Origin of the sequence: Nocardioides sp. BE266, from assembly GCF_031457855.1 — a bacterium.
Lineage (GTDB): Bacteria > Actinomycetota > Actinomycetes > Propionibacteriales > Nocardioidaceae > Nocardioides.
The window spans coordinates 1-18,981 of the sequence record NZ_JAURTI010000014.1 but is presented as its reverse complement, the minus strand read 5'-3'; the positions used below and the strand labels follow the sequence as shown (position 1 = coordinate 18,981).

Sequence of the window (18,981 nt, the reverse complement as noted above, 5' to 3'; positions counted from 1 at the left end):
ACGTCGGAGCTCAGACCTCGGGGCGCAGGTCCTCGCTCGGCCAGTCGACCATCACGCGGGCGCCGCCGCCGGGGGCGTCCTCGATGGTGACCCGGCCTCCATGGGCGCGCGAGAGCCCACCGACGATGTACATGCCGAGGCCGCTGCCTCCGGACTCGCCGGTCGTCCAGAACTTCGTGAAGACGCGGCGGCGCATCTCGACCGGGATGCCGTCGCCCTCGTCGTCCACCGTGATCCGTACGCCGGGCAGCTCGGGGCGCGCGGCGAGGCTGACCGAGACCTGGCCCTGGCCGTGACGGATCGCGTTCTCCACGAGGTTGGTGACGACCTGGGTGAACTTGTCGGGGTCGGCGAAGACCTCGGGCAGTCCGTCCTCGACCTCGAGGGTGATCTCACGGGCTGTGCCCGCCTCGATCGAGCTGACGACGCGGCCCACCAGCATCTCGGCGGACGACTCGCGCGGGTAGAGCTGGAGCCGGCCGGTGTCGATCCGGGCGACGTCGAGGAGCTCGGCGATCAGGCGCGCGAGCCGGTCGGCGTCGGCGTTGACGGTCTCGAGCATCAGCTTGCGCTGGTCGTCGGTGAGCTTGTCCCAGCGGTTGAGCAGCGCCTGGACGAAGCCCTTCACCCCGGTCAGCGGCGAGCGGAGCTCGTGGGCGACGGTGGCGACGAGGTCGGAGCGCTCCCGGTCGAGCAGGGCTCGGCCGCGGCCGCTGCGCAGCCCTACCGCGATGCCGGCCACCCGGCCGAGGTGGCCGTCGCGCACCAGCGTCGCGGTGGTGAGCACCTCCTCGCCCGAGGCGTTGAGCCACGACTGCTCGGGCATGCCGCGCACGATCGAGATGCTGTCGAACGGGCGGTTCACCCCGAGCCACGTGCGCCCGTCCTGGTCGAGCAGCCGGAGCACCTCGTCCAGCGGCAGGCCCAGGGCCTCGTGCGAGTCGACGCCGAGCAGCGCGGCGCCTTGCGCGTTCAGGAGGGTGATGACGCCCTCGCGGGTGGCGCCGAGGATCCCGTCGGGGTAGTAGTCCGCGAGCGACCGCAGCCGGCTGGGGGTGCTGTCGACCCGGCGACTGAACTCCTCGGACACGTCGGCAACCCTAGTCGCGCAACGGCTTCGGGCGGCGCAGGCCCGCGGCGCGCAGGGCCACCACCAGCTCGCGCGACGTGACGGGCACCGCGCCGGCCTCGACCATGGCGTCGTACCACTCCGAGGGGACGTCGTAGTGGTCGCGGTCCCAGCCGCGGGCGGGGATGCCGTGCGCCTCCGCGAACGCGTGCGCCTCGTCGTACGACGTGTCGCTGGCGAGGTGGGACCAGAGCCGGTCCCACCTCGCCACGGCAGGTGGATCGATGAGGATCATTGTCTGGGGAGGCTAGCCGCTCCCCCGCCCCGGATCAGCGGTAGAAGCCGCGGATCGCCCCAGCGAGCTCCTCGGGGACCTCCATCGAGGCGAAGTGGCCACCCTCGGCGTGCTCGGTCCACGACACGATGTCGGTGTTGTCGCGCTCCGCGAAGGGCCGCATGGTGCGGAAGTCGTCGGCGAAGACCGCGACGCCGATCCGGCCGTGGTTGACCTGTGGCTCGACCGCCTGCTCGGCGCGGTAGGCCTGCACCGCACCGCCGCTGCTGTTGGTGAGCCAGTAGAGGCTGACCTGGGTGAGCACCTGGTCGCGGGTCACTCGCGCGGTGCCGTTGCCGAAGCTCTCGAAGAGCTCGTTGTAGGCCAGCTGGCCGACGGGCGAGTCGCTCAGTGCGGCCCGCGATCGTGCGCGGACGCGAGGCGTTCATCGTGGCGTAGCCGTTGACGGTCTGGAACCACCCGGCGAACTCCAGCGCGGCGTAGTCGGCCTGCGTCATCTTCTCGAACTCCGCCGGGTCGCCGGAGGGGAAGGAGAACAGCTGGAGGACGTGCGCGCCGAGGAAGCCCTCGGGTGCCAGCATCGCGAGCTCGCGCGCCACGATCGCACCGTTGTCGGAGCCGTGGGCGCCGTAGGACTCGTAGCCGAGGCCGCGCATCAGCCGGTCCCACGCGAGGGCGTTGCGCCGCGAGTCCCACGCGCCGTCGGTCAGCGGCTGGCTGAAGCCGACGCCCGGGATGCTCGGGATGACGAGGTGGAAGTCGTCGGTGAGGTACGGGATCACGTCGAGGAAGTCGACGAAGGAGCCGGGGTAGGTGTGCAGGAGCAGCAGCGGCGTCGCGTCCTCGTTGGCGGAGCGGACGTGGACGACGTGGATCGTCTGGCCGTCGATCTCGGTGAGGAGCTGGGGGTAGGCGTTCATCCGCTCCTCCTGGGCGCGCCAGTCGAAGCCGTCCTTCCAGTGCTCCACCATCTCGCGCAGGTACCACACCGGGGTGCCGGCGGACCAGTCGTCGGTGCCGGCGGAGTCGGCCGGCTCTGCGGCGTAGCGGGCGTTGGCCAGGCGGGCGTGGAGGTCGTCGATCGCGTCCTGCGGGACCGAGATCGTGAAGGGGCGGAAGGTCAGGTCGCTGGGGTTCTGGTGAGTGGTCATGGAAGTACGGTAGGAACGAATCCGGCACGGTTCGGCCCTGATTGATCACGCCCCGTCAGACTTCTTCTCGGAGGGTCCATGTCGCTCCAGACCTCGTCCCGCCTGATCGCCCTGCTCGGCCACCTCCAGGCCCGCGCCACGGCGACCGGGCCCGAGCTAGCGTCGCTGCTCGGCGTCGGCGAGCGAACTGTCCGCAAGGACGTCGAGCGCCTCCGGGAGCTCGGCTACCCGGTCGAGGCCGTGCGTGGCGCGGCCGGTGGCTACCGGTTCGGGGACCACGGCCGGCTCCCTCCCCTGCTGCTCGAGGCCGATGAGGCCGTGGCGGTCGCCGTCGGGCTCGGCAGCGTCTCGGCCGTGCGCGGCATCGAGGAGGCGGGCGCACTCGCGCTCGCCAAGCTCCAGCACGTGCTGCCCGACCGGCTCTGGCGGCGCGTGCGCGCGCTGAGCGACAGCACCGACGTCGGACCGGCAGACACCGCGACCAACGTCGAGGCACCGCCGGTCGACGTGGCACTGCTGGCGGACCTGGCCACCGCTGTCCGCGACCACGAGGGCCTGCGGCTGTTCTACCGACCGTCGGCCGACGTCGAGGAGCGGGTCGAGGCCGACCCCTACCGCCTGGTGAGCTGGCAGCAGCGCTGGTACGTCGTGGTGCGCACCCGACCCGAGGGGACGTGGCGGGCGCTGCGCGCGGACTGGATGGAGGTCCGCACCCCCGGCGCCGGGCGGTTCACGCCCGAGCCCATGGACGGCGGTGACTACGCCGCGTTCGTGCTGCGCGACGTCGCGTTCTCCGGCTGGAACGTGCACTGCCGGATCGCCGTCGACGCACAGGCCGAGGAGGTGCTTCGGCGGATCAACCCCACCGTGGGCGTCGTCGAGACGGTCGACGACGACCACTGCGTGCTCGTCACCGGCGCCGACAGCGTCGAGATGGTCGCGGTCTGGATCGGGATGCTCGGCCTCGACTTCCGCGTCACGGAACCGCCGGAGCTGGTGGCACACCTGCGCACCCTCGCCCGGAGGTACGCCGCCGCGGTGCCGGCCGGGTGAGCGTCAGGCGCGCTGGGCGCGGGCGCTGGCGTAGAGGCAGACCGCGGCCGCGGTGGAGAGGTTGAGGCTCTCGGCGCGCCCGTGGATCGGGATGGCGACCCGGTGGTCGGCCAGGGCCGCGAGCTCGTCGGGCAGGCCCCATGCTTCGTTGCCGAACAGCCAGGCGGTCGGCCCGGACAGGTCGGCGTCGAACAGGTCGACCTCGCCGGCCCCGTCGGCGGCGAGCACCATCAGGCCGCGGTCCTGGGCGGCGCGCACCGCGGCGGCGGGGTCGGGCTCGAGGGCCAGCGGCAGGTGGAACAGGCTGCCGACGCTCGCCCGCACGGTCTTGGCGTTGTAGGCGTCGACCGACTGGCCGGCGAGCACGACGGCGTCGGCCCCGGCGGCGTCGGCGGTCCGGATGACCGTGCCGGCGTTGCCGGGGTCGCGCACGTCGGCGCAGATGGCCAGCAGTCGCGGCGAGGCGGCCACGACGTGCGCCAGCGGTGCGTCCAGAGGACGGCACACGGCGACCAGGCCGGCGGGCGACACGGAGTCGGACAGCGACGCCAGCGCCCGGTCGTCGACCAGCGTCACGGCCGCAGCGCCGAGCAGGTCGGCGTACTGCTCGGCGGCGTGGGGGGTCGCGAAGACCTCCACCACGCAGCCGTCGACCGAGAGTGCTCCCTCGACGGCTTTCGGGCCGTCAGCGAGGAAGAGCCGCCGCTCGGTGCGGACCGAGCGGCGGCTCAACTTGCGAGCCTCCTTGACGCGGCTGTTGCCAGTGGTCAGAGGCTCCATGTGTGACTCCCTTGGTTTCGACACGCTCGCTGGCGCTCGCTGCTCAACCAGCGGGAGGGATCAGGCGGAGACCTTGGGCGCGTTGACGTCCTCGGGCAGCGCGGCCTTGGCGGCCTCGACGAGCGCGGCGAAGGCCGGCGCGTCGTTGACGGCGAGCTCGGCGAGGATCTTGCGGTCGACCTCGATGCCGGCCAGGCCGAGACCCTGGATGAAGCGGTTGTAGGTCATGCCGTTCGCGCGGGCAGCGGCGTTGATGCGCTGGATCCACAGCTTGCGGAAGTTGCCCTTGTTCTTGCGGCGGTCGTTGTAGCTGTAGACCAGCGAGTGGGTGACCTGCTCCTTGGCCTTGCGGTAGAGCCGCGAGCGCTGGCCGCGGTAGCCGCTCGCGCGGTCGAGGGTGGTACGACGCTTCTTCTGGGCGTTCACTGCGCGCTTGACGCGTGCCATGGGGTTACTCCTTGATGCTGGCGAAAATCAGGTGGGAAGGCGGCTGGGCCACCAGGGGGATGTGTGGTGGACGAGCCTCAGATGCCGAGCATCTTCTTGGCGCGCGCGACGTCGCTCTTCTCGAGCTCGACCATGCCGGCGTTGCGGCGGTGCTTCTTGCGGCTGCCCGTGGTCGGGGCGGACGCGAACGCAGCGCCGGACTTCCGGCCGGCCTGCAGGCGCTGGATCTTGCCCGAGCCGGTCACCTTGAAGCGCTTCTTCGCGCCCGAGTGGGTCTTGTTCTTCGGCATGTTGTCTCCTCGTACTACTTGCGTGGTCCTGTGGTTGTCACGGCTCCGCCGCGACATGCTCGAGCGAGGCCTTCGCTTCGCTCATGCCTTGCTCTCAGACGTCGATGTCGGCGTCCAGGTTCTCGGAGCGGCGACGCTCCTTCTTCTGGGCCACCGGTCCGGCGGCGTGGGCCGCCTCGCGCTCGGCGTCCTCCTCGGCCTTCCGGTCGGCACGCGCCTGCTCCTTGCTGGCGCGGGCTGCCTCGGCGTCGATCTTGGCGTCGGCCTTCTTCTTGTGCGGGCCGAGCACCATGATCATGTTGCGGCCGTCCTGCTTGGGCGCGGACTCGACGAAGCCCAGCTCCTGGACGTCCTCGGCCAGCTTCTGCAGCAGGCGGAATCCCAGCTCGGGGCGGTGCTGCTCACGGCCGCGGAACATGATCGTGATCTTGACCTTGTCGCCCGCGCCGAGGAACCGCACGACGTGACCCTTCTTGGTCTCGTAGTCGTGCTGGTCGATCTTGGGACGAAGCTTCATCTCCTTGATGATCACGTTCGTCTGGTTGCGGCGAGCCTCGCGCGCCTTCTGGGCGTTCTCGTACTTGAACTTGCCGTAGTCCATGAGCTTGCAGACCGGGGGGCGTCCCTGGGGAGCGATCTCGACGAGGTCGAGGTCGGCCTCCTGGGCCAGCTTGAGTGCCTGGTCGGTCGGCACGATCCCAACGGTCTCGCCGTTGGGTCCGACGAGCCGGACCTCGGGTACGCGGATCCGCTCGTTGATGCGCAGCTCGGTGCTGATGGGTCCTCCAGTGGTTCGGTGGGTGGGAGCCCCCCCGCCCTGGCCGGTCACTAGCCCCGGAAATGAACGATGGCTCCCGCTGTGTGCCAAGCGGGAGCCAGTCAGAACACGTCTCCCCTCTCGGGAAGACCTCTGTCCACACCTGCCTCTCGACGGGTGTGTCACTGGGACCGGGACCCGACGATCTGTGGTGCTGGGCGATCGGTGCGGGTGGGAGACGGGTGCTGCGTGCCTCCGCTTGGCGGGATCGGTGTCGCCGTGTAGCTGTGGCGTCACTGATCGGTCAACACGGAAGGTTAGCCGATCATTCCCCCGACGGCCCAATCCAGCCGTGCCCCTCCCCCAGCGCGACCAGGCGCCAGCCGGCGGCCAGCCGGGTGAGGTCCTCCCCGTCGACGACGTACGACGCCGGACCGGCGAGGTCGACGAGCAGCGCCTCCGCACCGTCCTGGACCGCCGCGGTGGCCGCCGTCGCGGCCGTCACGGGCACCGGACGGGCCTGCGGGTCCCAGCGTGCCATGGTCTCGGTCGAGGTGAAGGCGAGGAGCCCCGAGCTGCCGTCGGCAGCCTGCACGAGCACCGCCGCCATGTCGGAGGACTTGTCGTGGGCCAGGCCCTGCTCGTCGAGCTCGACCTCGCCGAGGATCGCCACCACGGGCACCAGTAGGCGGGCGTCCTGGAGCGCGGCGAGCACGCGCCCCGACGACGCCGTGCCGGCGGCGTGCTCGACGAGCACCCCCGCGAGGAGAGGGTCGACGGCCCCCGTGTCGTCGGCGAACCCCGGGTCGGGGATGGTCCGCTCCAGGGGCGCTTCATGTCCGTGGGACTCGTCGTGCTGCACGTCCACCATTGTCGGGCAGGCATGGACCGCTGTGGGACTCTGGGCCCGTGGAAGCGACTACCTGGGCCGCCCTGACCGCCGCACTCACCGTCGCCGGTGCCATCTGGACGTGGATCGCGTTCCGCCGCCGGGGTGCCGCCAACGGCCTGCGCGCGATGGGCTTCACGCTCCTGCCGGCGGCCGCCTGGCTCACCGGCACGCTCGAGATGGTGGTCGAGATCGCGGGGTCGGTGACCGACTGGGCCACCGGCCTGGTCTTCGACATCCGCACGTGGGCCGGGGTCGGGCTCGCCGGGCTCGCCTTCGTGCTCTGGGTCGTCAGCGGCCTCATCCGCGACCGCCAGCTCGGGCGGGCCCAGTCCGGCAAGGGCACCGCGACCAAGGGTCGCCAGGAGCTCCCGCCGACCTCGGCGAAGCAGCCCGGTGGGTCCCCGATCGACGACGACATGGCCGACATCGAGGCGATGCTGCGGAAGCGGGGCATCGAGTGAGCGACCACTTCGTCGACCGCAACCGGCTGTGGTCGCGGTTCAACGCCGCGATCGACGCGCTGCCCGAGCCGCCGGCCACCCCGATCGCGGTGGTCGACCTCGACGCCTTCGACGCCAACGCCGACGACCTCGTCCGCCGCGCCGGAAGCAAGCCGGTCCGGGTGGCCTCCAAGTCGCTCCGCGTCCCCGCGCTCATCGAGCGCGCACTGGCGCACGACGGGTTCGCCGGCGTCCTCGCCTTCACGCTGGCCGAGGCGCTGTGGCTCCACGAGACCGGGGTCAGCGACGACATCGTGGTCGCCTACCCGACCGTGGACCTCGCGGCCCTGGCCCGCCTCACCGCCTCCCCCTCCGCGGCCGCCGCGATCACGCTGATGGTCGACGACCCCGCACACCTCGACCTGGTCGACTCCACCCGTGCCTCGCGTGCGGTCCCCGTGCGGATCGCCCTCGACCTCGACGCGGGCCTGCGCCTCGGCGGCCAGCACATCGGCCCCAAGCGCTCACCGCTCTTCGACACCGGCGACGTGGTCGCGATGGCCCGCAAGGTCGTGGAGCGCGACGGCTTCCGGCTCGTCGGCGTGATGACCTACGAGGGCCAGGTCGCCGGCGTGCAGGACGACGTGCCCGACCAGCGCACCAAGTCCCTGCTCGTACGACGCCTCAAGCAGGCCTCGATGGCGCAGCTCGAGGTGCGCCGCCGCGAGATCGCCGACGCGCTGGGCGAGGTGGCCGAGCTGGAGTTCTGGAACGGCGGCGGGTCCGGGTCGGTCGAGGCCACGGCCGCCGACGGCGCGGTCACCGAGATCGCCGCCGGCTCCGGCCTGCTCGTGCCCGGCATCTTCGACCACTACGCGTCGTTCGTGCCGCGCCCGGCCGCCTTCTTCGGGCTGCGCGTCACGCGCAAGCCGACCCCGACGATGGCGACCGTCCACGGCGGCGGCCTCATCGCCAGCGGCGCCACCGGCGAGGACCGGTCCCCGATCCCCTGGGCGCCGCCCGGCCTGCACCTCACCGGGCTCGAGGGCGCCGGCGAGGTCCAGACCCCGCTGACCGGCCACCCTGCCGCGCTGCTGGCGATCGGCGACCTGGTGTGGTTCCGGCACGCGAAGTCCGGCGAGCTCTTCGAGCACGTGCGCGACGTCCACCTGGTCCGCGGCGAGACGGTCACCGACGTGGTGCCGTCCTACCGCGGCTGCGACCGTGCCTTCTGACCCCGCCCAGGTCGCCGCCGAGGTCGCCCAGCAGGTGCTGGCCGCGCCCCCGAGCCTCGGGCCGGGCCGGCTGGTCTGCGTCGACGGACCTGCCGGGTCCGGCAAGACCACGCTGGCCGACGCGCTGGCCGACGTCGTACCGGGGACGCAGGTGGTGCACTGCGACGAGCTGCTCCAGGGCTGGCGCGGCCTGCCCGGCCTGGCTGCGACCGTCGAGGCGTTGCTCGCTCCCCTGGCCCGGGGCGAGGTCGGCCACTGGACCCGCTGGGACTGGCTCGCCGGCGACTGGGCGGAGTCGCACCCGGTCACGCCGGGCGGCCTGCTCGTGCTGGAGGGCGTCGGCTGCTGGTCGCCCGCGGTCGCCGACCTCGTCGGCTGCCTGGTCTGGGTCGAGGCCGAGTCGTCGCTCCGGCTGGCGCGCGGCATCGAGCGCGACGGCGAGCAGATGCGCCACCACTGGGAGCAGTGGCGGATCGACGAGGACGAGCTCTTCGAGCGACTCGGCACTCGTCGGCACGCCGACGTCGTGGTGACGACGGACTGAGCGTCGACGGCGTCGGCGTCCTCCTCCGTGAGATCGCGCGTGGTGATGCCCATGACGGGGCGCGGGTCGCACCTAGGGTGACCGTCATGGTCCTTCCCAGCGGTGAGCAGTACGAGATCGCAGCGGCCGGCTACGCCGCCGTCGTCACCGAGAGCGGGGCGGCCCTGCGCCGGCTCAGCCACCACGGCCGCGACCTGGTCGATGGGTTCGGCGAGGACGAGATGTCCTCGCAGTGCCGCGGCCAGCTGCTGATGCCGTGGCCGAACCGGATCCGCGACGGGCGCTACTCCTTCGAGGGTCGCGACCTCCAGCTCGGGCTGACCGACCCCGGCCACCACAACGCCTCGCACGGCCTGGCCCGCTGGGCGGCGTGGACCGTCGAGGAGCACACGCCGACCTCGGTGTCGCTCGTCTACCGGGTGATGGCGCAGTCCGGCTACCCGTGGGCGGTCGACCTGCACGTGCTCTACGACCTCAGCGCCGAGGGGCTGGTCGTGACCCAGACGGCGACCAACCTGGCGCCCGAGCCGGCGCCGTACGCCAGCGGGGCGCACCCGTACCTCTGCGTGGGCGACGCGATCGAGGACCTCGAGCTGCACCTGCCCGCGCACGAGCGCATCCTGGTCGACGACCGGCTGCTCCCGACCGGGACCGAGGCGGTGTCGGGCGACTACGACTTCACCTCGCCGCGACGCATCGGCGACGTCGACCTCGACACGGGGTTCGGGGCACTCACCCACGTGGACGGGCGCGCCACCACCACGCTCGTCGACCCGGCGACCTCGCGCGGGGTGGCGCTCTGGGTCGACGAGAAGCACGGCTGGCTCCAGGTCTTCACCCCGCCCAGCGACGGGCCGCGCCCCGGCATCGCGGTCGAACCGATGACGGCACCGGCCGACGCCTTCAACTCCGGGACGGGCGTGGTCGTCCTCGCCCCGGCGGGTCAGCCGGGCGACGAGCTGTCGGTCTCGTGGGGCATCCACGCCCTCTGACGTCGCGCTCCTAGCGCTCGCGGGGCTCCCGGTCGAGCAGCGCACGCACGGCGCGCACGCCGTCGATCGCACGTCGTCCGTCGGACCCCTGGAAGGCCATCGCGGACATAGTGGTGCCGTCGGCCAGGTCGAGCGTCGCCCACGGCGCGCCCTCGGTGAGGTGGACGGCGAGGACCTCCTCCCACGCCAGCCGACGGGTCCGGAACCCGTTGACGACGACCAGACCGTCGGGCTCGGCGGTCACCCGGGCCCGGGCCAGTGCCCAGCCGCACGCAGCCGCACCGGCGCCGAAGAGCAGCACGGTCCCGCGCTGGAGCAGGCTGAACCGCTCGCGGATCGAGTCGTCGAAGCCGAACCACGCGGCCGCACAGACGACCACGAGCGTCAGCCCGAACCCGACGACCGCGATGCGGACGCCGAGGGGACGCCACGTGTGCGGCAGCGAGGGCAGCGAGCGGTCAGAGCCGGCAGGCATGGATGTCCGTGAGCAGGATGGCGCGCGCCCCGATCGAGTAGAGGTCGTCCATCAGGCGCTGGGCGCCCGAGCGGGGCACCATGACGCGGACGGCGACCCAGCCGGGCTTGCCCAGCGGCGAGATCGTCGGGCCCTCGCGGCCGGGGGCGAGATCGGTCGCCCCGGCGAGGTTCGACTCCTCGATGTCGTAGTCCATCATCACGTAGCTGCGCGCGACCAGGACGCCCTCGAGCCGGCGCCGGAAGATCTCGAAGTCGTCGGGCACGTTGCCGCCGCGGGTGATCAGCACCGCCTCGGATTCGAGGATCACCTCGCCGAAGGTGGCCAGGCCGGCCGCCCGCAGCGTCGAACCGGTCTCGACGACGTCGGCGATCACGTCGGCCACGCCGAGCTGGATGCTGGTCTCGACCGCACCGTCGAGGCGGGTGACGGTGGCGTCGACACCGTTGCGGAAGAGGTGGTCCTCCACCACGCCGACGTACGACGTCGCGATGCGCAGGCCCGCGAGGTCCTCCAGCGACGAGTAGCGGCCAGTGGGACCGGCGAAGTGGAAGCGCGAGCGGCCGAAGCCCAGGCTCATCACCTCGTCGGCCTTGGCTCCGGAGTCGAGGAGCAGGTCGCGGCCGGTGATGCCGACGTCGAGGGTGCCCTCGCCGACGTAGAGCGCGATGTCGCGCGGGCGGAGGTAGAAGAACTCGACGTCGTTCTCGGCGTCGACGAGCGCGAGCTCCTTGGAGTCGGATCGCTGGCGGTAGCCGGACTCGCGGAGGATGTCGGTGGCGGACTGGGACAGCGACCCCTTGTTGGGGACGGCGATGCGCAAGGTCATGGGTGGCTCACAGGTGGGCGTAGACGTCGTCGAGGGTCAGTCCGGAGGCGAGCATGAGCACCTGGGCGTGGTAGAGCAGCTGGCTGATCTCCAGCGCCGTCGCCTCCTTGCCCTCGTGCTCGGCGGCCATCCAGGACTCGGCGGCCTCCTCCAGCAGCTTCTTGCCGATGGCATGCACGCCGGCGTCGAGCTGCTGGACGGTGCCGGACCCCTCGGGGCGCTCCGCGGCCTTGGTGGACAGCTCCGCCCACAGGTCCTCGAACGTCTTCACGAGCAGCAAGCGTAGGCGGTCCGGGCTCGTCGACCTGCCCCGGTCCGGGGTCCGATCCATCGGGCAGGAACACTGGCCGCATGGACGAGCTCACCGGGGTGCCCCACTGGGACCGCGCCAGCTGGCCACGCACCACCGAGCGGCTCACCCTGCGTCCCGCGGTCGACGCGGACGCCGAGGCGATGTTCGCCTACCGCTCGCTGCCCGAGGTCGCGCGCTGGATGACGTGGCAGCCGCCGGACCTGGAGTCGTGGCTGGCGGCGTTCGACAAGCGACGGCCGTACACGGCGACCGTCCTGCTGGGCGACGAGCTCATCGGCGACCTCTATCTCAAGACCGAGAACGCGTGGTCCCAGACCGAGGTGCGCGACCAGGCCAAGGACGTGTCCGCCGAGATCGGGTGGTGCCTGGCGCCCGAGCACGAAGGCCGGGGCTACGCCACGGAGGCGGTCCGGGACCTGCTCTCCTTCGTGTTCGACGGGCTCGGGCTGCGCCGGGTCCACGCGGAGTGCTTCGCGGTCAACGAGCCCTCATGGCGGCTCATGGAGCGCCTCGGCATGCGGCGCGAGGCGCACACCGTCAAGGACGCGCTGCACCGCGACGGTCGGTGGTACGACGGCCTCACCTACGCACTGCTGGCCGAGGAGTGGCGCACCTAGCCGATCGCCCGCACCACACGTGCGGTGTCGAGCGCGGCCGCGGTGGCCTCCCAGCCCTTGTCCTCCGCCGAGCCCTCGAGGCCGGCACGGTCGAGCGCCTGCTGCTCGGTGTCGCACGTGAGCACGCCGAAGCCGACCGGGATCGCGTGGTCGACGCTCACCTGCGTCAGGCCGTCGGTCGCGGCCGAGCAGACGTAGTCGAAGTGCGGGGTGCCGCCCCGGATCACCACGCCGAGCGCCACCACGGCGTCGTACCCCTGCCGGGCGAGGGCCGCGGCGACGACGGGCAGCTCGAAGGTGCCCGGCACCCGGATCACCTCCGCCTCCGCGATGCCGTACGCCGCCAGCGCGCGCTGGGCGCCCGCGACGAGGCCGTCCATGACCTGGGTGTGCCAGCTCGCCGCGACGACGGCGACCTTGAGGCCGCTCGCGTCGAAGGGCTGCGAGGTGGGTGCTCCTGCGCCGCTCATGATTCGTCTCCTTCGTGCTCCGACTGGTGGTCGAGGGCGAGGTCGGGCAGGTCGTGGCCCATCCGGTCGCGCTTGGTCTCGAGGTAGGCGAGGTTGTGGTCGTTGGGGTGGGGTGTCAGCGGCACGCGCTCGGTGACGTGGATGCCGAAGTCCTCCAGGCTGGAGGTCTTGTCGGGGTTGTTGGTCATCAGGCGCACCGAGGAGATGCCGAGGTCGCGGAGCACCTGGGTGGCCGTGCCGTAGTGGCGGGCGTCGGCCGGCAGGCCGAGGTCGAGGTTGGCGTCGACCGTGTCGCGACCGCCGTCCTGGAGCTGGTAGGCCTGCAGCTTGGCGACCAGGCCGATGCCACGGCCCTCGTGGCCGCGGAGGTAGACCACCACTCCCCTGCCCTCGGCGACGATCGCGCGGAGCGCCTCGTCGAGCTGGGGCCCGCAGTCGCAGCGCTCGCTGCCGAAGACGTCGCCGGTCAGGCACTCGCTGTGCACGCGGGTCAGGACCGGGGCGTCGCCGGAGATGTCGCCGTAGGCCAGCGCGACGTGCTCGCTGTCGTCGATGGTGATGCGGTAGCCGTAGGCGGTGAACTCCCCGTGGCGGGTGGGCAGCCGGGTCTCGGCCACCCGCTCGACGTGGCGCTCGTGGCGACGGCGGTAGCGGACGAGGTCCTCGATCGAGATCATCGCCAGGCCGTGCTCGTCAGCGAACTCGCGGAGCTCGGGCGCCCGCTTCATGGTGCCGTCGTCGTTGACCACCTCGACCAGCACGCCGGCCGGGGTCAGCCCGGCCAGCTTGGCCAGGTCGACGGCCGCCTCGGTGTGCCCACGGCGCACCAGCACGCCGCCGTCGCGGTAGCGCAGCGGGAAGACGTGCCCGGGCCGGGTCAGCTCCCACGGCTCGGTCGCCGAGTCGGCCAGCGTGCGCGCGGTGTGGGCGCGGTCGGCGGCACTGATGCCGGTGGAGACGCCGTCACGCGCGTCGACCGAGATCGTGTAGGCCGTGCGCAGCTTGTCCTTGTTGTGCGGGGTCATCAGTGGAATCTCGAGCCGCTCGAGCATGTCGCCCGGCATCGGCACGCAGATCACGCCGCTGGAGTGGCGGATGGTGAAGGCCATCAGCTCCGGGGTCGCCTTGGCGGCCGCGAAGATGATGTCGCCCTCGTTCTCGCGGTCCTCGTCGTCGACGACCACTACGGCCTTGCCGGCCGCGATGTCCTCGATCGCCCGCTCGACGGGGTCCAGTCGCACGCTGCTCTTGGGGCCCCCGCGAGCTTGTTCGGGGGAGCGCAGCGGAGGAGAAGAAGGTCGTGGGGTGTCGTTCATGCTGCGACGACCTCCTTCGTCTCGGTGGCGTCGACGACCGTGCGGGCGTCGCGCAGCCAGACGACGAAGCCGATGACCACGAAGACCGCGTAGAAGAGGTACATCCCGGCGGTCGGGTAGTAGTGCGCCTGCACCAGCGTTGTCACGCCGACGACGTCGACGAGGATCCACACCAGCCAGAACTCCACCCAGCCGCGCGCCATGCCGTAGGTCGCCAGCATCGAGCCGGCGAGGATCCACGCCTCGGTCGTCGGGCCCCAGGAGCCGAGGACCTGGGTGAGGACGACGTAGGCCGCGGCGTAGCCGACGACGCCGAGCACGACCAGCTGCAGGCGCTCGGCGTTGGTCGCCCAGCGGGGTGCGATCGCACCGCCGTCGGAGGCGCCACCGGCCTTGCGGACCTGCGACCAGCGCCACCAGCCGTAGACGGACACCACGGCGAAGAAGACCTGGCGGCCGGCCTGGCCCCACAGCGGCTCGTCGATGTGGCCCGAGAGCTCGCCGGTGGCGAAGACCGTGAAGAGCAGGACGTTGCCGACCAGGCCGATCGGCCACGCCCACATCAGGCGCTTCATGCCGAGGATCGCGCTGGCGAGGCCGAAGAGGTTGCCGATCACCTCACGGGCGCCGAGCGCGCCGCCGGGAACGGGGATGGTGCCGTGCACCAGCCACTCGAGCAGGTCGTTCATCAGTCTTCCTCGTCGTTCGGGGTGGGGGTGGGGAGGTAGCCGCCGAGGAGCTTCTCGACGTGCTTGGCGATGACGTCGGCCTCGAGGTTGACCAGGTCGCCGACGCGGCGCGAGCCGAGCGTCGTACGGGCGAGGGTCTCGGGGATGAGGCTGACGGTGAAGCTGGTGTCGCGCGCCTCGACGACGGTGAGGCTGACGCCGTCGACGGTGATCGAGCCCTTGTCGACGAGGTAGCGCGCGAGGTGGGCGGGCAGGGAGATCTCGACGACGTCCCAGTGTTCGCTGGGCGAGCGGGAGATGACCTCGCCGACGCCGTCGACGTGGCCCTGGACGATGTGGCCGCCGAGCCGCTTGTCGACGGTGACCGCGCGCTCCAGGTTGACCCGGTCGCCCGGCGCGACGCCCGCGAGCGAGGTCTTGTCGAGGGTCTCCTGCATCAGGTCGGCGGTCCAGCGACCCTCCCCCAGCTCGGAGACGGTCAGGCAGCAGCCGTTGACCGAGATCGAGTCACCCAGCCCGGTGCCCTCGAGCACGGTGGATGCCTCGACGGTGAGCCGGATGGCGTCGCCCTGGTCGGTGACCTCGGCGATCGTGCCGAGCTCCTCGACGATTCCGGTGAACATTCAGCTCCTCCTCGATGGGCGGCTCATGGTGAGGCGCACGTTGGTGTCCTCGCCGTCGTGTCCCTGCAGCACGGCGACGTCGGTGACGTGCAGGTGCAGGGCATCGGCGATGGTCGAGATACCCAGGTCGGCGACGGCGCTCGTGCCCGCGCCGAGCAGCATCGGGGCGACGTAGGCGACGACCTCGTCGACCAGGTCGGCCTCGAGGAAGGCGCGCGCGAGCGTCGGGCCGCCCTCCAGGAAGACGTGCTGGCGGTCGAGGGCGAACAGGGTCGCGAGGGCCTCGGCGGGCTCGCGGGTGCGCAGCTGCATCGTCTCGGCGCGGTCGTTGAAGACCCGTCGACCGAGCGGGATGTCACGCAGGCCCATCACCGCGCGCAGCGGCTGGTGGGGCAGCGGGTCGCCGACCTCGTCACGGACGGTCAGCTCGGGGTCGTCGACGGCGACGGTGTTCGTGCCGACGAGCATGGTGTCGCACAGCGCGCGCAGGCGGTGGGTGTCGAGGCGGGCGGCCCGACTGGAGACCCAGCGGCTGGTGCCGTCGGCGGCGGCGCTGCGCCCGTCGAGGGTGGTCGCGAACTTCCACGTCACGAACGGGCGCTGGTGGGCGATGGCGAAGGTCCAGGTGCGGTTGATCGTGCGCGCCTCCTCGACCATCACTCCCCCCTCGACCTCCACGCCGGCGTCGCGCAGACGGCCGGCGCCGCCGATCGCGACGGGGTTGGTGTCGGGCTGGGCGAAGACGACGCGTCGAACGCCGGCGGCGATGAGCGCCTCGCTGCACGGACCGGTGCGGCCGGTGTGGTTGCACGGCTCGAGGGTGACGACGGCGGTGGCACCGCGAGCTGCCTCGCCGGCCTCGGTGAGCGCCACGACCTCGGCGTGCGGGCCGCCGGCCCTGCGGTGGAAGCCCTCGGCGATCGTCGTACCTTCCGGGGCGAGCAGGACGCAGCCCACCCGCGGGTTCGGGCCCAGGGGCACGCCGGGCGTGACGGCGAGCTCGAGGGCGCGCTGCATCGCCTGGCGCTCTGCCTCGCTGGTCGTCATCTCCGCCTCCGGTCCGTCGACGCGGACTCGTGGGGGGCGGGTTGACGTCGCGCGCCCCTCCTCGGAAGGGAGGGCGCGAAGCCGTCTGCGTGCGCTTCTCATCCGGACTTTGACCGTCGGTCCAGGAATTTCACCTGGTCAACCGGCCACTGGCTGTGGTCGGGTCGCGGACTGTGACCGCCGGTGCGGAATTTCACCGCCCCCAGAGCACGCTTGCTCTTCGTGGACGCAACTGTGCCACAGCCGCGCACATTCCCTCACCGGTGTCCGGCGGTGACGTGCGCAACACTTCCGAGGGTGCGGCCGGTCCCGCCTAGACCTGGTCGAGGAAGCGGTCGAAGACCCGGGCGCCGAACTCGAGGGCGTCGACCGGGACCCGCTCGTCCACGCCGTGGAAGAGCGCGGTGAAGTCCAGGTCGGCGGGCAGGCGCAGCGGCGCGAAGCCGTAGGAGCGCATGTCGAGCTTGCGGAAGTGCTTGGCGTCGGTGCCGCCGCTCATCGTGTAGGGCGCGACGAGCGCGTCGGGGTCCTCGGCGAGCAGGCTGCGGGTCATGGCGTCGACGAGGTCGCCGTCGTACGGCGTCTCCCAGGGCTGCTGGTGGGACTCGAAGGCGAAGTCGACGCCGTCGCCGGCGAGCTCGCGGAGCGTCGCGAAGAACTCGTCCTCGTAGCCCGGCAGGAAGCGCCCGTCGACCGTGGCCTGCGCGTCGGTGGGGATGACGTTGGTCTTGTAGCCCGCCTGCAGCATCGTCGGGTTGGCGGTGTTGCGGATGACCGCTCCGAGCATCCGGGCGGCGTCGCCGAACTCCTCCACCAGCGCCTCGGCGTTGTCCGGCGTGGCCGGGGTGCCGGCGAGCTCGCCGATCGTCGCGAGCAGCACCTCCATCGTCGGCGTCAGCCGGACCGGCCACTGGTGCGCGCCGATCCGGGCGACGGCGCCGGCGAGGCGGGTGACCGCGTTGTCGTCGTTGATCATCGAGCCGTGACCGGCGCGCCCGCGGGCGGTCAGCCGCATCCAGGCCATGCCCTTCTCGGCTGCCTCGATCAGGTAGACCCGACGGCCGCGGACGGTCGCGGAGAAGCCACCGACCTCGCCGACGGCCTCGGTGCAGTCCGCGAAGAGGTCCGCGTGCTCGTCGACCAGGACCCCGGCGCCGTGGTGGCCGCCCGCCTCCTCGTCGGCGGTGAAGCAGAGCACCACCTCGCGGTCCGGCGCCGCGTCGGCGCCCGCGCGGGCGCGCACGACGCTGAGCAGCATCGCGTCGAAGTCCTTCATGTCGACGGCGCCGCGGCCCCAGACCTGGCCGTCCTTGATCTCCCCGGCGAACGGGTCGACCTGCCAGTCCGACGCCTCGGCAGGTACGACGTCGAGGTGCCCGTGCAGCAGCAGCGGAGCCCGCCCGTCCCCTCCGCCCCAGCGCGCGACGACGTTGGCCCGGCCGGCCCGGCCCTCGATGACCTGGGCCTCGATCCCGACCTCGTCGAGCAGCGTGGCGACGTACTCGGCCGCCTTCCGCTCCCCCGGTCCGTCGTCGTTGCCGTAGTTCGAGGTGTCGTGCCGGATGAGCTCCTGGCACAGCTCGACGACCTCTGCCGCGGGGTCGTAGGAGCGGTCCTGCGAGCGGTCGTCTGGGCTCTGTCCGGGCGCCTGTTCCATGCTGTCCATCCTGCCCCACGAGCAAGCACCAGCCCCGATTCGGCGGTGCCGAACTGCTTTGCTACTGTTCTCCAGCACTCGTCCGGGTGGCGGAATTGGCAGACGCGCTAGCTTGAGGTGCTAGTGCCCGTATTAGGGCGTGGGGGTTCAAGTCCCCCCTCGGACACCGACGAAGAACCCCAGGTCATCGGCCTGGGGTTCTTCTGCATCTCCGTGCAACCTCCACGGACCCGGCTGCGTCACTACTACGACCGGCCGACTCGAGGCCGCACTCAGTTTTCGGGAGCCACTCATGCGACGTACCGCGTCCGTCCTCGCCTCCGGCCTGCTGGCCGCTCTGACCCTCATCGCCCCCGCGACGTCGGCGCACGCCGCACCTGCCGCCGAGTCGGTGCGCACGGTCACCTACAAGGGCTTCGGGGCCACCGTGACGCTCGACCACCTCGACCGCATCTCGAAGACCTCGCCCGCCTTCCAGGACTTCGTCGAGCAGCGGCTGACCCGCCTCTGGCAGGACAACGACCCGCGTCCGAAGTGCCGGACTGCCGCGACGATGATCGTGAAGAAGTGGCGCTCCGACGGCTACGCGTTGATCAGCGACATGGGCAACTTCGCGCCCTGCCCGGCCGGCGGCTGGATCCAGATCGCGGTCCGCACCGACGGCGCCTGGCGCACGCCCGTGCGCCTGGGCACGCAGGAGCCCTACAGCTGCCGCCTGCTCGGGCGGTACGACGTCCCGGTCGCCATCGTCCCGGACGGGAAGTGCTTCGCGGGCCAGGAGCTCGTGTCGTACAGCTCCTGGCTCGCGAGCCACTCCTGATCGGCCGAGGGATCAGACGGTATGACGTGACCGCCTCGGGGTGAGGGGGTTGCGGGCCGGGGCCTCTCACATGCATGTACGTGGCTTGTCGGGCAGGAGTGGCCTGCTCGACCTATCCACAGGCATAGGAGGCCCCGGTGATTTCTGAGCGTACGAGTGTCGGGCTCGATGTGCACGCAC

Annotated in this window: 24 protein-coding genes, 1 tRNA gene and 1 riboswitch; of the genes, 8 read left to right on the top strand and 17 right to left on the bottom strand. The window is 71.8% G+C overall.

What is annotated here, in order from left to right; translation table 11 throughout:
* Positions 1-10: 10 nt before the first annotated feature.
* The 3 genes from J2X46_RS23720 to J2X46_RS23710 are packed head-to-tail and all read right to left on the bottom strand — an operon-like array spanning position 11 to position 2,515.
* The gene (locus J2X46_RS23720; RefSeq protein WP_310254972.1) at positions 11-1,090 is read right to left on the bottom strand and encodes a PAS domain-containing sensor histidine kinase; all 1,080 of its coding nucleotides are present in this window, start codon (positions 1,088-1,090) and stop codon (positions 11-13) included.
* A 10-nt stretch (positions 1,091-1,100) separates the two neighbouring features.
* Positions 1,101-1,364 (bottom strand): DUF4031 domain-containing protein, encoded by a 264-nt coding sequence (locus tag J2X46_RS23715; protein WP_310254970.1) that lies wholly within the window; start codon positions 1,362-1,364, stop codon positions 1,101-1,103.
* Positions 1,361-2,515 carry an epoxide hydrolase gene (locus tag J2X46_RS23710; protein WP_310254968.1) on the bottom strand — a complete coding sequence of 385 codons (1,155 nt, stop codon included), beginning with the start codon at positions 2,513-2,515 and terminating at the stop codon, positions 1,361-1,363. The genes J2X46_RS23715 and J2X46_RS23710 overlap by 4 nt, the downstream gene beginning before the upstream one ends.
* A 78-nt stretch (positions 2,516-2,593) precedes the next feature.
* Here J2X46_RS23710 and J2X46_RS23705 point away from each other — a divergent pair, with 78 nt between their 5' ends.
* The gene (locus J2X46_RS23705) at positions 2,594-3,568 is read left to right on the top strand and encodes a WYL domain-containing protein (RefSeq protein ID WP_310254966.1); all 975 of its coding nucleotides are present in this window, start codon (positions 2,594-2,596) and stop codon (positions 3,566-3,568) included.
* A gap of 3 nt (positions 3,569-3,571) precedes the next feature.
* Here J2X46_RS23705 and J2X46_RS23700 read toward each other — a convergent pair whose 3' ends face one another.
* The 5 genes from J2X46_RS23700 to J2X46_RS23680 form a co-directional block, all read right to left on the bottom strand.
* Positions 3,572-4,348 carry an RNA methyltransferase gene (locus tag J2X46_RS23700; RefSeq protein ID WP_310254964.1) on the bottom strand — a complete coding sequence of 259 codons (777 nt, stop codon included), beginning with the start codon at positions 4,346-4,348 and terminating at the stop codon, positions 3,572-3,574.
* Between the two features lie 60 nt (positions 4,349-4,408).
* Entirely contained in the window at positions 4,409-4,795 is a 387-nt protein-coding gene (gene rplT, locus J2X46_RS23695) for a 50S ribosomal protein L20 (protein WP_201935762.1), read from the bottom strand.
* A gap of 77 nt (positions 4,796-4,872) precedes the next feature.
* Complete coding sequence (locus J2X46_RS23690; RefSeq protein ID WP_310254961.1) at positions 4,873-5,085, bottom strand: bL35 family ribosomal protein; 213 nt, start codon at positions 5,083-5,085, stop codon at positions 4,873-4,875.
* 94 nt (positions 5,086-5,179) lie between these two features.
* Positions 5,180-5,914, bottom strand: a complete 735-nt coding sequence (gene infC, locus J2X46_RS23685) for a translation initiation factor IF-3 (protein WP_310254959.1) — start codon at positions 5,912-5,914, stop codon at positions 5,180-5,182.
* A 253-nt stretch (positions 5,915-6,167) separates the two neighbouring features.
* The gene (locus J2X46_RS23680; protein ID WP_310254957.1) at positions 6,168-6,704 is read right to left on the bottom strand and encodes an SseB family protein; all 537 of its coding nucleotides are present in this window, start codon (positions 6,702-6,704) and stop codon (positions 6,168-6,170) included.
* A 47-nt stretch (positions 6,705-6,751) separates the two neighbouring features.
* On the opposite strand from J2X46_RS23680, the gene J2X46_RS23675 reads away from it, so the two are divergent.
* From J2X46_RS23675 to J2X46_RS23660, 4 genes are all read left to right on the top strand, one after another.
* Positions 6,752-7,195, top strand: coding sequence for a hypothetical protein (locus tag J2X46_RS23675; RefSeq protein ID WP_310254955.1), 444 nt, complete (start codon positions 6,752-6,754; stop codon positions 7,193-7,195).
* Entirely contained in the window at positions 7,192-8,409 is a 1,218-nt protein-coding gene (locus J2X46_RS23670) for an amino acid deaminase/aldolase (protein ID WP_310254953.1), read from the top strand. The genes J2X46_RS23675 and J2X46_RS23670 overlap by 4 nt, the downstream gene beginning before the upstream one ends.
* On the top strand, positions 8,399-8,953 hold the full coding sequence (locus tag J2X46_RS23665; RefSeq protein WP_310254951.1) for a 4-amino-4-deoxy-L-arabinose transferase: 555 nt from the start codon (positions 8,399-8,401) through the stop codon (positions 8,951-8,953). The genes J2X46_RS23670 and J2X46_RS23665 overlap by 11 nt, the downstream gene beginning before the upstream one ends.
* Before the next feature lie 86 nt (positions 8,954-9,039).
* A complete protein-coding gene (locus J2X46_RS23660) occupies positions 9,040-9,945 on the top strand; it encodes an aldose 1-epimerase family protein (protein WP_310254949.1) in 906 nt (301 codons plus the stop codon).
* A gap of 10 nt (positions 9,946-9,955) precedes the next feature.
* On the opposite strand, the gene J2X46_RS23655 is transcribed toward J2X46_RS23660, so the two are convergent.
* From J2X46_RS23655 to J2X46_RS23645, 3 genes are read right to left on the bottom strand one after another with little or no spacing between them, the layout of a single operon-like run.
* Entirely contained in the window at positions 9,956-10,420 is a 465-nt protein-coding gene (locus J2X46_RS23655) for a PH domain-containing protein (RefSeq protein ID WP_310254948.1), read from the bottom strand.
* Positions 10,404-11,249: an ATP phosphoribosyltransferase gene (gene hisG, locus J2X46_RS23650; protein WP_310254946.1), complete on the bottom strand. Its 846-nt coding sequence runs from the start codon at positions 11,247-11,249 to the stop codon at positions 10,404-10,406. Before hisG ends, J2X46_RS23655 begins: the two co-directional genes overlap by 17 nt.
* A 7-nt stretch (positions 11,250-11,256) precedes the next feature.
* Positions 11,257-11,520 (bottom strand): phosphoribosyl-ATP diphosphatase, encoded by a 264-nt coding sequence (locus tag J2X46_RS23645; RefSeq protein WP_172274997.1) that lies wholly within the window; start codon positions 11,518-11,520, stop codon positions 11,257-11,259.
* A gap of 80 nt (positions 11,521-11,600) precedes the next feature.
* Here J2X46_RS23645 and J2X46_RS23640 point away from each other — a divergent pair, with 80 nt between their 5' ends.
* Positions 11,601-12,179, top strand: coding sequence for a GNAT family protein (locus J2X46_RS23640; RefSeq protein ID WP_310254943.1), 579 nt, complete (start codon positions 11,601-11,603; stop codon positions 12,177-12,179).
* On the opposite strand, the gene ribH is transcribed toward J2X46_RS23640, so the two are convergent.
* From ribH to J2X46_RS23610, 6 genes are all read right to left on the bottom strand, one after another.
* Positions 12,176-12,649 carry a 6,7-dimethyl-8-ribityllumazine synthase gene (ribH, locus tag J2X46_RS23635; protein WP_310254941.1) on the bottom strand — a complete coding sequence of 158 codons (474 nt, stop codon included), beginning with the start codon at positions 12,647-12,649 and terminating at the stop codon, positions 12,176-12,178. The two genes, J2X46_RS23640 and ribH, sit on opposite strands and share 4 nt — an antisense overlap.
* Entirely contained in the window at positions 12,646-13,890 is a 1,245-nt protein-coding gene (locus J2X46_RS23630) for a bifunctional 3,4-dihydroxy-2-butanone-4-phosphate synthase/GTP cyclohydrolase II (RefSeq protein WP_310254939.1), read from the bottom strand. Before J2X46_RS23630 ends, ribH begins: the two co-directional genes overlap by 4 nt.
* A 71-nt stretch (positions 13,891-13,961) precedes the next feature.
* A complete protein-coding gene (pnuC, locus tag J2X46_RS23625) occupies positions 13,962-14,654 on the bottom strand; it encodes a nicotinamide riboside transporter PnuC (RefSeq protein WP_310254937.1) in 693 nt (230 codons plus the stop codon).
* On the bottom strand, positions 14,654-15,277 hold the full coding sequence (locus tag J2X46_RS23620) for a riboflavin synthase (RefSeq protein WP_310254935.1): 624 nt from the start codon (positions 15,275-15,277) through the stop codon (positions 14,654-14,656). The genes pnuC and J2X46_RS23620 overlap by 1 nt, the downstream gene beginning before the upstream one ends.
* Positions 15,278-16,324, bottom strand: a complete 1,047-nt coding sequence (gene ribD / locus J2X46_RS23615; protein WP_310254934.1) for a bifunctional diaminohydroxyphosphoribosylaminopyrimidine deaminase/5-amino-6-(5-phosphoribosylamino)uracil reductase RibD — start codon at positions 16,322-16,324, stop codon at positions 15,278-15,280. It abuts the gene before it with no gap.
* Between the two features lie 85 nt (positions 16,325-16,409).
* Positions 16,410-16,539, bottom strand: a riboswitch (FMN riboswitch).
* Between the two features lie 98 nt (positions 16,540-16,637).
* Positions 16,638-17,981 (bottom strand): M20/M25/M40 family metallo-hydrolase, encoded by a 1,344-nt coding sequence (locus tag J2X46_RS23610; RefSeq protein ID WP_310254932.1) that lies wholly within the window; start codon positions 17,979-17,981, stop codon positions 16,638-16,640.
* 80 nt (positions 17,982-18,061) lie between these two features.
* Here J2X46_RS23610 and J2X46_RS23605 point away from each other — a divergent pair.
* Together J2X46_RS23605 and J2X46_RS23600 are read left to right on the top strand one after the other, a co-directional pair.
* Positions 18,062-18,147, top strand: a tRNA-Leu gene (locus tag J2X46_RS23605).
* Positions 18,148-18,273: 126 nt separating this feature from the next.
* Positions 18,274-18,801: a hypothetical protein gene (locus J2X46_RS23600; RefSeq protein WP_310254930.1), complete on the top strand. Its 528-nt coding sequence runs from the start codon at positions 18,274-18,276 to the stop codon at positions 18,799-18,801.
* Positions 18,802-18,981: the final 180 nt, after the last annotated feature.